We start from the raw sequence: 11048 nt of genomic DNA, 5'->3' as shown, positions 1-11048 counted from the left end.
GCCCCCGTGGCACCTCGAAGCCTAAGTCCCCCCAAGGCTGCCCATCATGCACGGGCATTCGTCCACACACAAGGTCGCATTGCAGGGTCGCCCCCGACTACTCCACTGTGGCATGATCCAGCGAACCGGCCCCTGCGGGCCGGCGATACGCATTCTCGACGCATCGGTCAGTGACACCTCTCGCTGCCGAAAGCGCAATCACCCCACGTGCACGAGGAGTGACGCAGTGATTACTGTTGAACAGGTCTGCGAAATGGTGCAGAAGAAACTGCGTGGAAAGAACGCCGACGAGACCACGCTCGGCGCCCAGACCGCCTTCGACGACCTGGGCCTGTCCAGCCTCCAGGTGGCGGACATCGTCTACGGCATCGAGGACCAGCTCGGCATCGAGTTCGACCCGTCCCGCGCGGCGGACGTGAAGACCATCGGTGACCTGGTCGACCTGGCCAACTCCACGGCCCAGCTCCAGGCGTAGCGTCGTGACCGTCCACGCACCGCTGACCGACGCCCCGGCGGCCGGAGCCGATCCCGGCACCGGCCGCTACGACGGCGCGTCCATGGACGCCATCCAGCAGCACTACGACCTCTCGAACGACTTCTACGCGCTCTGGCTCGGCCCGTCGATGGCCTACAGCTGCGCGATGTGGTCGGGCCCCGAGGACGATCTCGACACCGCCCAGCTCCGCAAGTTCGACTACCTCATCGAGGGGGCGCGGGCGACCGGCGCGCGCCGGGTGCTCGACGTCGGGTGCGGCTGGGGCGGACTGATGGAGCGCCTGGTGGGCGCGCACCGGGTCGAGCAGGCCGTCGGCTTGACGTTGAGCGACTCCCAGGCCGAATGGGTCCGCTCCCGCGCGTCGGACGGGATCGAGGTACACGTCCAGAACTGGTTGGACCACACCCCGACCGAGCCGTACGACGCGGTGATCTCGATCGGCGCGTTCGAGCACTTCGCCCGGGAGGGGCTGACCCGGACGGCGCGGGTCGCCGCGTACCGCGAGTTCTTCACCCGGTGCCGGGGCTGGCTGCGTCCCGGCGGGCGGATCGCCATCCAGACCAACATCAAGGGCAACAACGTCCGGATGGACCGGCAGACCGTCGCCGACCTGCTCTTCATCATCGAGCGGATCTTCACCGAGTCCGAGATCCCGGCGCTGTCCGAGGTGGTCCAGGCGAGCGAGCGGATCTTCGACGTGGTGTCGGTCCGCAACGACCCCGACCACTACGCGCGGACCTGCGCGCAGTGGCTGGCCGGCCTCCGGCACCACCGGGAGCGGGCGCTGGACCTGGTGGGCGAGGAGCAGGTCGCCGAGTACGAGCGGTACCTCTCCGCCACCGTCGGACACTTCGAACGCCGTCACCTCGGGCTGGCCCGACTGGTCCTCGAGGCCGTCTGACCGTCGTCGGCGCGACGGGTCAGCGATTGGAGTGCTGTGCCGAACTATCGACATGAGGTCTACTGGCAGACCACCGACACCGCCGAGGCGCAGGACGCCCTCACCGGTGACGTGGACTGCGACGTCGCCATCGTCGGGGCCGGGTTCACCGGCATGTGGACCGCGTACTCGCTGAAGAAGGCCCGCCCGGAGCTTTCCGTCCACCTGCTCGACGCGGGGCTCGCCGGGGGCGCGGCCTCCGGCACCGCCGACGGCTTCGTCACCCCCACCCTCGGCAAGGACCTGGACCAGCTGATCCGGATCTACGGGGCGGAGGCGGCCGGCCGGGCGTCGGCGATCGTCGGCCGCTCCATCCTGGAGATCGGCCGGTTCTGCCGCCGGGAGAAGGTCGACGCCGAGTACGAGGCGAACGACTACCTGATGGTGGCGCTCAACGACGGGCAGCTCGCCCGCCTGGAGCACGACCGGAAGCTCGCTCTCAAGCTGGGCAGCGACACCAAGATCATGGACGCGGCGGAGGCCCGTGCCTACGTCGACTCCCCGGAGATCCGGGGGGCGGTCCGGGTCGGCGGGGCGCTGGTCAACCCGTACAAGCTGGCCCGGGGCCTGGCCCGGACGCTGCGCGCGGCGGGGGTGGCCATCCACGAGCACACCCCCGTGCAGCGGATCGAGCCGGCGGCGACCGCCGGTGCGCCGCACACGGTGGTGACCGCCACCGGGCGGGTCCGGGCGCCGCAGGTGGTGCTGGCCACCAGCGCGTCGCAGTACACCTTCGCCGGCTTCCGGCGACGGGTCCTGCCGATGTGGAGCTACGTGCTGATCAGCGAACCGCTCACCGAGGACCAGCTCGGCCGGGTGCACTGGCCCGGACGGGAGGGCCTCGTCGAGGCCAAGACCTTCCTGCACTGCGGCCGGTTCACCGCCGACAACCGGCTGATGTGGGCCGGCGGGCGGGCGTACTACTACCCGCGCAGCCCGTTCGACCGGACGCACCTGGACAACCCGGCGATCTACCGGGAGCTGACCGAGTCGTTCGTCCGGTTCTTCCCGGCCTGGCGGGACGTGCGGTTCGAGTTCGCGTACGGCGGGGTCATCGACATCACCCGCGACATGATGCCGCACTTCGGCACGCTCCGGCCCGGCCTGCACTACGGCTACGGCTACTGCGGCAACGGCATCGCCGCCACCCACACCGGCGGTCGGATCCTGCGCGACCTGGTCCTCGGCGAGGAGACCGACTACTCGACCCTGGCCCTGGTCGACGCGCCCCGGCCGACCTTCCCGCCGGAGCCGATCAGTTTCGCCGGCTACCAGGTGCTGTCCCGGATGTACGAGTGGAAGGACCGGCGCGGATGAGCCGGCAGAAGACGATCGTCCTGACCGGGGCCTCCGGAGTGGTCGGTCAGTCGATCATTCGCGAGCTGGCCGGGCGACCGGTGCTCTGCCTGGTCAACTCCGGCACGGTGGCCGGTCCCGGGGTGGAGATGCTGCGGGTCGACCTGTCCCGCCCCCGGCTCGGCCTCGACGACGACGGCTACGCCGACCTGGTCGCCCGCACCGGCGCGGTCATCCACTCCGGAGGGTTGACCGACTGGGGCCAGGAGCCCGACCGGTACCGACGGACCAACGTGGACGGCACCCGCGAGGTGATCGAGCTGGCCCGCCGGGCCGACGCGCCGATCTACCACCAGAGCACCTCCTTCGTGCACGCGCTGGCCGACTCCGCGCCGTTGCCGCTGCGCCCGACCAACGTGGTCACCGCGTACGTCCGCTCGAAGCTCGCCGCCGAGGAGCTGCTGCGGGCCTCCGGCGTGCCGTACGTGATCTTCCGGCCGACGAACCTGATCGGTGACGCGGCGACCGGGCTCACCTCACGCGGGCAGATCGTGCAGCTCATGTCGGACTGGATCTGCCGGGGCCGGGCGAAGCTCTTCCCGGCGCATCCGGGCAACCTGGTGGACATCGTGCCGCAGGACACCCTGGCCCGAGCCACCATCGCCGCGATGGACGCGGGCGACCACGGCCGGGAGTACTGGGTGACCTACGGCAAGGAGGCGATGACCGTCGACGAGGCGCTGGCGATCTGCGTCGAGCACGCCGCCCGCCGGGGCCGGACCGTCACCCCGCCCCGGGTGGTCCACCCCGACGAGCTGACCCCGGCGGAGCTGGACGCCCTGGCACCGATGTCCCGCCGGTACGTGGAGGTCCTCGCCGACGTCAGCGAGGTGACCGCGTGCGCGGGCGGAGCCCTTCCGTCCTCCCTGGAGGAGCTGCGCAGCCGCTACGGCCTGCCGCACGTCTCCGACCGGGACGCCTACCGTCGAAGCCTCGAGTACTGGAGCGAGCAGGGTGCCTGACGAAACCGAGCAGACCACCGGCGACGGCCGGTGGGAACCGCCGGCCCTGGCCGGCAGCGTCGCGGTGGTGACCGGCGGCAGTCGGGGGGTCGGGCGCGGGGTCGCCCTGGCCCTCGGCGACGCCGGGGCGACGGTCTACGTCACCGGGCGCAGCACCCGGTCCGACGGGAGCACCGAGGGGCTCCCCGGCACCGTGGACGACACCGCCGACGAGGTGACCCGGCGCGGCGGGCGGGGCATCGCGGTGCGCTGCGACCACCACGACGACGCGCAGGTCGCCGCGCTCTTCGAGCGGATCGCGCAGGAGCAGGACGGCCGGCTCGACCTGCTGGTCAACAACGCCTGGAGCGGCTACGAGCGCTCCGACGAGGCCCGCTTCGACGCCCCGTTCTGGCAGCAGCCGATGTGGCGGTACGACGCGTACGCCGCCTCGGTGCGGGCCCAGTTCACCGCCAGCCGACACGCGGTGGAGCTGATGCTCCCCCGGGACGCCGGCCTGCTGGTCACGATCAGCTACACCGACGGGGACACCTACCTCGGTCAGGCGGCGTACGACATGTTCAAGGCGGCCTCCGACCGGCTCAGCCGGGCGATGGCCGGTGACCTGCGCAAGACGAAGATCACTTCGGTCGGGCTGCACCCCGGGTTCGTCCGCACCGAGCGGGTCGAGGCGGCCTGGTCGGCGCTGGGCAGCGGCCCGGCGGCGGTGGTCCACTCCGCCGAGTACGTGGGCCGGGCGATCGCCCACCTGCTCGCCGACCCGGCGGTCCGGGAGGAGTCCGGGCAGGTCCTCGCCTGCGGCGACCTGGCCGGACGGTACGGCTTCTCCGACGTCGACGGCCGCCGCCCGCCGGCGTTCCGGCTGGAGGGCATGATGAGCCTGGCCACCCGGATGGAACGGCTGAACAAGGTCATCGCGGCCCAGAAGCGCACCGCCGAGGGCTGAGGCGGCGGACCCGAGGGAACCGCCGCCGAGAGCTTGGGCGGCGGACCCGGGAGAGCCGGGGTGGACGGTGACCGTCCACCCCGGCTCTCGTCGTTCCGGCGGCTCCGGTCGGGGCGGCGACCGGAGCCGGCCGGGCATCAGGCCGGGTCGGCCACCGGGGCGGCCGGGCCGGCGGTGCCGGTGTGCGCGGCGGCCGGCGCCTTCGGCTTGGCGTCGATGCCCGCCTCGGTGCGCTGCTGGGCGGTGATCGGGGTCGGCGCCCCGGTCAGCGGGTCGAAGCCGCCCCGCGTCTTCGGGAAGGCGATCACCTCGCGGATCGAGTCCGCCCCGGCGAGCAGCATGCAGACCCGGTCCCAGCCGAACGCGATGCCGCCGTGCGGCGGCGGGCCGTACTTGAACGCCTCCAGCAGGAAGCCGAACTTGTCCTGCGCCTCCTCGGGGGTGATGCCGAGCAGGCCGAAGACCCGCCGCTGCACGTCGCCCCGGTGGATACGGATCGAGCCGCCACCGATCTCGTTGCCGTTGCAGACGATGTCGTAGGCGTACGCCAGGGCCCGGTCGGGGGCCTCCTCGAACCGGTCCACCCACTCGGCGTTCGGCGAGGTGAACGGGTGGTGCACCGCCGTCCAGCCGCCCTCGTCCGTACGCTCGAACATCGGCGCGTCGACCACCCAGCAGAACGCCCAGGTGCTCTCGTCGACCAGCTTCGCCCGCTTGGCGATCTCGACCCGGGCCGCGCCGAGCAGTTCCTGCGCCTCCCGGGTGTTCGGGCTGGCGGCGAAGAAGATCGCGTCGCCGGGCTTGGCGCCGACCGCGTCGGCCAGCCCGGCCAGGTGCTCGGCGGAGAGGTTCTTCGCCACCGGGCCGCGCGGCTCGCCGGTCTCGGCGTCGAGCACCACGTAGGCCAGGCCCTTCGCGCCGCGCGCCTTGGCCCAGTCCTGCCAGCCGTCCAGCTCCTTGCGGCTCTGCGCGGCCCCGCCCGGCATGACCACCGCGCCGACGTAGCCGCCCGCGTCGATCGCGCCGGCGAAGACCCGGAACGCGGTGCCGCGCAGGTAGTCGGTCAGCTCGGTCAGCTCGACGCCGTAGCGCAGGTCCGGCTTGTCGGAGCCGTACCGGGCCATCGCGTCGTGCCAGGTGATCCGGGGGATCGGCCGGGAGATCTCGTGGCCGGCGAGGTCCCGCCACAGCTCCGCGACGATCGCCTCGCCGAGGTCGATCACGTCGTCCTCGGTGACGAAGGACATCTCGATGTCGAGCTGGGTGAACTCCGGCTGCCGGTCGGCGCGGAAGTCCTCGTCCCGGTAGCAGCGGGCGATCTGGTAGTACCGCTCCATGCCACCGACCATCAGCAGCTGCTTGAACAGCTGCGGGGACTGCGGCAGGGCGTACCAGCTGCCCGGCTGGAGCCGGACCGGCACCAGGAAGTCCCGGGCGCCCTCGGGCGTCGACCGGGTCAGCGTCGGCGTCTCGATCTCCAGGAAGTCCCGCTCGTGCAGCACCTTCCGGGCGAGCTGGTTGGCCCGGGAGCGCAGCCGCATGGCGTTCGCCGGACCACCCCGGCGCAGGTCCAGGTAGCGGTAGCGGAGCCGGACGTCGTCGCCCGCCTCGACCTGGTCGTCCACCGGCAGCGGCAGCGGCGCGGCCTCGGAGAGCACCTCCAGCCCGGTGGCGGTCACCTCGACGTCGCCGGTGGGCAGCTCCGGGTTCTCGTTGCCCTCGGGACGGCGGGTCACCTCGCCGGTGACCTTGACACAGAACTCGTTGCGCAGCGCGTGCGCGTCCTCCTCGCGGAGAACCACCTGGACCACGCCGGAGCCGTCGCGCAGGTCGACGAAGATGACGCCGCCGTGGTCGCGCCGGCGGGCGACCCACCCGGCGAGCGTCACCGTGGTGCCGGCGTCCGCCGCGCGCAGGCCGCCGGCGTCATGGGTACGGATCACGACTTGCGTCTCCTCATCTGCGGTCCAGCTTTACCCCTCGCATTGTGTCAGGGGCACCCGGTACGGACCGGCACCGGGCGGCTCCCGGCCCGCCCGCCGCCCGCTCCCCGTCGGCAGCCACCCTGGCGACGCGATACGGTCGCGGTCATGACCATCGTCTTCGCCGACCGCGGCCTGCACCTCGGCGTCCTGAACGCCCTCCTCGACGACGGGGTGAGCGCCGCCGACCTCAGAGCGATCATCGAGTCGACCAGCCCGGACGGCCCGGACGACGGCTATCCGGGTCCGGGTCCGCGCCTGGCGGCCTCGCTGGACCTCCTGCACGCCGTCGGGGTGCCCTCCGACGCGGCTGCGGCGATCGAACACCTGGACTTCGACGGCGGCAACGACATCTACATGCTCGTCGAGCAGACCCTGGACATCGACACGGGCGGCGAGTCCGACGACTACGGCGTGACGTCGCTGGAGGGCATCGGCGCGCTGTCGGGCCTGCAGTCGTTGGACCTGGACGGCCACGGCTATCACCCGGCCCCGTTGGACCTGACCCCGCTGACCGGCCACCCGACGCTGTCGGAGCTGGTCCTGACCGGCGACTGCACCGGGGCGGGGGTGCTGGAGTCGCTGCCGGCGCTGCGCAACCTGGACGTCAGCCTGGCGCACCTCGACGATCCCGACGTCGCGACCCGCCTGGAGGCTCGCGGAGTGACGGTCCACCAGCGCGGTTGACCACTGCGCCGCAGGGGCCGTTCCCGCGCGGAACGCCCCCTCCTGCGGGTTGCGCCGCCGGCAGGCCTCAGCTCGACGTGGTCCGGCCGGGACACCCGGCGACGGTCCCCCGGTGGTACCACCGGCCGGTCGAGCCCGGTACGGTCCGGCAGGTGCGCGTCGTACCCCGGTGGGTCCTGCTCTCCGCCACCGCCGCCCCGGTCCTCCTGGTCGGCGGCTGGGCCCTCGGCGCGGCCCGCCAACCCGGCGGGTTCGACCAGGTGGCCGGGACGATCAGCGCGCTCGCGGCGCTCGACGCCACCGACCGCTGGATCATGACCACGGCGCTCCTGGGGCTCGGGGCCTGCCACTGCGTCACGGCGGCCGGACTGCGACCGCTGCGCGCCGCCGGTCGCCTGCTGCTCGCGCTCGGCGGGGTCGCCACGGCCGCCGTCGCGGTCTTCCCGCTGCCGGCCGCGCACGGCTCCTCCGCCGCACACGGGCTCGCCGCCGCGGTCGCCTTCGGTGCGCTGGCCCTCTGGCCGGCCCTGGCCGCTCCACGCCGGTGGGGAGTGGGCACGGCGGGAGTGCTGCTGGCGCTCCTCGGGTGGTTCGTGGTGGAGCTGGTCACCGGTGGCCCCCGGGTCGGGCTGGCCGAACGGGTGGTCGCGGGCGCGGAGGCGCTCGTCCCGCTGCTGGCCGCACTGATGCTGCGGCACCGCACCGCCCCGGTCAGTCCGGGTCGGCCGGGAGCAGGTGGGTGACCTCGGGGTCGCCGTCGACGAGGGCCCGCGCGCGTTCCTCGGCCACCCGGTCGGCGCCGGTGAGCCGTCCACCGTGCTGGCGCAGGTGCTCCTCCCAGGACGGGACCTGGTAGACCTCGACGAAGCCGTGCTCCCGCTCACCGGCCCGGAACAGTCCCCAGCGGATCGCCCCGGTACGCCGCCGCGACCGTCCCACCGCCCGCATCGCCTCGACGAACGCCTCCTGCCGCTCGGGTGGCACGGTGTACCCGACGGTCACCACCACCGGGCCGGTACGCGGGTGCGCGGTCAACGCCAGATGCGGCTCCGGCCAGTAGACGACCGGGTCGCGGTTGACGCCCCGGGTGTCGCGCAGCGGCCAGACCAGCACGGTCGAGGCGCACACCGCCATCGTCACGCCGGCCGCCACGAGGGCCGCCTCCAGCCCGGCCAGCGCGCCGAGGGCGCCCCAGGCGAGCGCGCCGAGCGCCTGCCCACCGGCGAAGACCATCTGGTACACGGAGAGTCCCCGGGCCCGCACCCAGCCGGGGAGAAAGAGCTGCATCGCCGCGTTGACGCTGGAGAGCACGGTCATCCAGGCCAGCCCGGCGGGGACCAGCGCCACGGTGACCGGCAGCGCGCGGGGCACCAGGGCGAGCACCAGCAGCGTGCCGCCGAAGAGCAGACCGGCCAGGAGCAGCAACTGACTGTCGGAGAGCAGCAGCCGCAGTCGGGGCAGGACGACCGCCCCGGCCACCGCGCCCAGCCCGAGCGCGGCGAGCAGGACGCCGTACCCGCCGGAGCCCAGGCCGAGCCGGCTGCTGGCGACCAGTGGCAGCAGCGCCCAGAGCGCGCTGCCCGGCACCACGAAGAAGGCCACCCGCAGCAGGATCCGGCGGACCACCGGGGAGTGCCGGACGTACCGCCCGCCGGCGCGCATCGCGGCGGTGAACCGCTCCGGTGTCGGTTCGCTCTCCCGGTGTTCCGGTCGCCACCGCAGCAGGGCCACCGCGAAGATCGCGAACGAGAGGGCGTTGAGGCCGAAGACCACCGCGACGCCGGCCTGCGCGATCAGCACACCGGCGACCGCAGGCCCGACGGCGCGGGCCAGGTTGACGCTGATCGAGCCGAGCGCGGAGGCGGAGACGAGCTGTTCCCGGGGCACCAGCTCGGGGATGACCGCCTGCCAGGCGGGCAGGGTCAGCGCCTGTCCGACACCGATGGCGAAGGTGAGGGTGAGCAGCAGCGCCGGGGGCATTCGGTCGGCGGCGGTCAACCCGGTGAGCAGGACGCCCGTCGCGGCCAGGAAACCCTGGACGGCGATGAGCAGCCGGCGGCGGTCGAAGATGTCGGCGAGCGCGCCGGCCGGCAGGGCGAGCAGGAGCACCGGCAGCATGCTCGCGGTCTGCACCAGGGCCACGAGGGTGGCCGCCCCGGGCTGGTCGACCAGGAGCCACTGCGCCCCGACGGTCTGCATCCAGGTACCGACGTTGCTGGCCAGCACGGCGAGCCAGAGACTGCGGAAGGCGGCCAGGCGCAGCGGAGCCCAGGCCGACGTGCGCGGTGCGGAGACGGTCACCGGCCGGACGGTACCCGTTCCGGGACCGGGCCATCCCGGTGTCCCGGCACACGGGAGCGGGCCGTCGGTCTCCCGACGGCCCGCTCGCGTTCCGTACTACCGGATCATCCGGGTGGTGATCAGATGATGCTGACCCCGTAGACGCTCAGCGCCTCGGTGACCGGCTGGAAGTACGTGGTGCCGCCGGTGCGGCAGTTGCCGCTGCCGCCGGAGGTCAGGCCCAGGGCGGTGCCGCCGCTGAACAGCGAGCCACCGCTGTCGCCCGGCTCGGCGCAGATGTTGGTACGGATCAGGCCGGTGACCCGGCCCTCGGCGTAGTTGACCGTGGCGTTGAGCGCGGTCACCGAGCCGCTGCGCAGGCCGGTGGTGCTGCCGGAGCGCTGCGCCGACTGGCCGACGGTCGCGTTGGCGGCGCCGGTGATGTCGCGGAAGGTGCCGTTGTAGAGGGAGACGTTGCCGGTCGCGTTGGCGGCGTTGCTGTGCCGGACGATGCCGTAGTCGTTGCCCGGGAAGCTGGTGCCGGTCCGGGAGCCGAGCAGGGCGGTCTGCCCCGAGTTGCTGTACCAGCTCGCCGAGATGTTGGTGCAGTGGCCGGCGGTCAGGAAGTAGGACGTGGTGCCGCTGCGGACGTTGAAGCCCAGCGAGCAGCGGCCGCCGCCACCGGCGTAGATGGCCTGCCCGCCGGAGATCCGGGTGCTCAGCACGCCGGCCTCGGCCTCGATCCGGACCGTGCCGCCGAGCTTGGCGGTGACGGCCTCGACCTTCGCCAGCTTGGCGCCGGTGACGGTGCTGTCGACGGAGACGACGACCTGGTTGGTCACCGGGTCGGCCCACCAGGCGGTGCCCGGGATGCTGACCGAGCGGTCCAGCTCGGCGGTGGCCCGGCGGAGCTCGGCGGCGCCGCGCTTGACGATCTTCGGGGTGGCACCGGCGGCGGTGACCTGGCGGGCCGCCGTGGCGTCGGTGACGGTGACGACCATCTTGCCGGTGGCGTCGGCGTAGAACCCGGCAGAGCGGTCACCGAGGCGCTCGGCCAGGCTGGCCACGGCGTCGGCGGAGGCGAGCGAGGCGGGAGCGGCCTGGGCGGGTGCGCCGAGGAGCGAGCCGGCGACCATGGTGCCGGCCACCGCGACGGTGGCGGCACGGCGGAGCGTTGATTTGGTGGGGCGCATGAACATCCTCCAAAGAGAGGCGGGGGCACGCCGTTCGACGCAGCCCGGAAACACCAGACCGACGAGGGGGGAGCCGATCGGATGAACTGAAGTATTCACATATCTCAGTTCGTCTGCAAGCACCCCCACCGATCACCTGGGTCATAACACGACGCCATTGTCGACAGAGACGGCCGTCTATAGGCTCTGCTCACCGCAGGCGTCCC

General features: G+C 72.9%; 10 protein-coding genes. 7 read left to right on the top strand and 3 right to left on the bottom strand.

Features of this window, described 5'->3' with window-relative positions; all coding sequences use genetic code 11:
- Positions 1-226: 226 nt before the first annotated feature.
- The 5 genes from AB0F58_RS19535 to AB0F58_RS19515 are packed head-to-tail and all read left to right on the top strand — an operon-like array spanning position 227 to position 4700.
- Complete coding sequence (locus AB0F58_RS19535; RefSeq protein WP_357144454.1) at positions 227-475, top strand: acyl carrier protein; 249 nt, start codon at positions 227-229, stop codon at positions 473-475.
- 4 nt (positions 476-479) lie between these two features.
- On the top strand, positions 480-1397 hold the full coding sequence (locus tag AB0F58_RS19530; protein WP_357144451.1) for a cyclopropane-fatty-acyl-phospholipid synthase family protein: 918 nt from the start codon (positions 480-482) through the stop codon (positions 1395-1397).
- Positions 1398-1433: 36 nt separating this feature from the next.
- On the top strand, positions 1434-2753 hold the full coding sequence (locus AB0F58_RS19525) for an FAD-dependent oxidoreductase (RefSeq protein ID WP_357144448.1): 1320 nt from the start codon (positions 1434-1436) through the stop codon (positions 2751-2753).
- A complete protein-coding gene (locus tag AB0F58_RS19520) occupies positions 2750-3754 on the top strand; it encodes an SDR family oxidoreductase (RefSeq protein WP_357144445.1) in 1005 nt (334 codons plus the stop codon). The genes AB0F58_RS19525 and AB0F58_RS19520 overlap by 4 nt, the downstream gene beginning before the upstream one ends.
- Positions 3747-4700, top strand: a complete 954-nt coding sequence (locus tag AB0F58_RS19515; RefSeq protein ID WP_357144442.1) for an SDR family NAD(P)-dependent oxidoreductase — start codon at positions 3747-3749, stop codon at positions 4698-4700. The genes AB0F58_RS19520 and AB0F58_RS19515 overlap by 8 nt, the downstream gene beginning before the upstream one ends.
- Positions 4701-4837: 137 nt before the next feature.
- On the opposite strand, the gene aspS is transcribed toward AB0F58_RS19515, so the two are convergent.
- Positions 4838-6643 carry an aspartate--tRNA ligase gene (gene aspS / locus AB0F58_RS19510; protein WP_357144439.1) on the bottom strand — a complete coding sequence of 602 codons (1806 nt, stop codon included), beginning with the start codon at positions 6641-6643 and terminating at the stop codon, positions 4838-4840.
- A gap of 147 nt (positions 6644-6790) precedes the next feature.
- Between aspS and AB0F58_RS19505 the strand changes: the two genes are divergently transcribed.
- Both AB0F58_RS19505 and AB0F58_RS19500 read left to right on the top strand, forming a co-directional pair.
- Positions 6791-7369 carry a hypothetical protein gene (locus tag AB0F58_RS19505; protein ID WP_357144437.1) on the top strand — a complete coding sequence of 193 codons (579 nt, stop codon included), beginning with the start codon at positions 6791-6793 and terminating at the stop codon, positions 7367-7369.
- Between the two features lie 152 nt (positions 7370-7521).
- Positions 7522-8112, top strand: a complete 591-nt coding sequence (locus tag AB0F58_RS19500; RefSeq protein WP_357144434.1) for a DUF998 domain-containing protein — start codon at positions 7522-7524, stop codon at positions 8110-8112.
- Here the strand turns inward: AB0F58_RS19500 and AB0F58_RS19495 are convergent.
- Together AB0F58_RS19495 and AB0F58_RS19490 are read right to left on the bottom strand one after the other, a co-directional pair.
- A complete protein-coding gene (locus AB0F58_RS19495; RefSeq protein WP_357144431.1) occupies positions 8081-9670 on the bottom strand; it encodes an MFS transporter in 1590 nt (529 codons plus the stop codon). The two genes, AB0F58_RS19500 and AB0F58_RS19495, sit on opposite strands and share 32 nt — an antisense overlap.
- Positions 9671-9789: 119 nt before the next feature.
- On the bottom strand, positions 9790-10842 hold the full coding sequence (locus AB0F58_RS19490) for a S1 family peptidase (protein ID WP_357144428.1): 1053 nt from the start codon (positions 10840-10842) through the stop codon (positions 9790-9792).
- Positions 10843-11048 lie beyond the last annotated feature (206 nt).

Source organism: Micromonospora sp. NPDC023956 (genome assembly GCF_040639195.1).
In the GTDB taxonomy this organism is placed as follows: Bacteria; Actinomycetota; Actinomycetes; order Mycobacteriales; family Micromonosporaceae; genus Micromonospora.
This window is presented reverse-complemented; position numbering and strand designations above follow the sequence as displayed.

What these genes read in the sequence shown, in the direction of transcription:
- AB0F58_RS19520 (WP_357144445.1), top strand. Translation starts at nt 2,750, where the DNA reads ATGAGCCGGCAGAAGACGATCGTCCTGACCGGGGCCTCCGGAGTGGTC.
- AB0F58_RS19505 (WP_357144437.1), top strand. Translation starts at nt 6,791, where the DNA reads ATGACCATCGTCTTCGCCGACCGCGGCCTGCACCTCGGCGTCCTGAAC.
- AB0F58_RS19490 (WP_357144428.1), bottom strand. Translation starts at nt 10,842, where the DNA reads ATGCGCCCCACCAAATCAACGCTCCGCCGTGCCGCCACCGTCGCGGTG.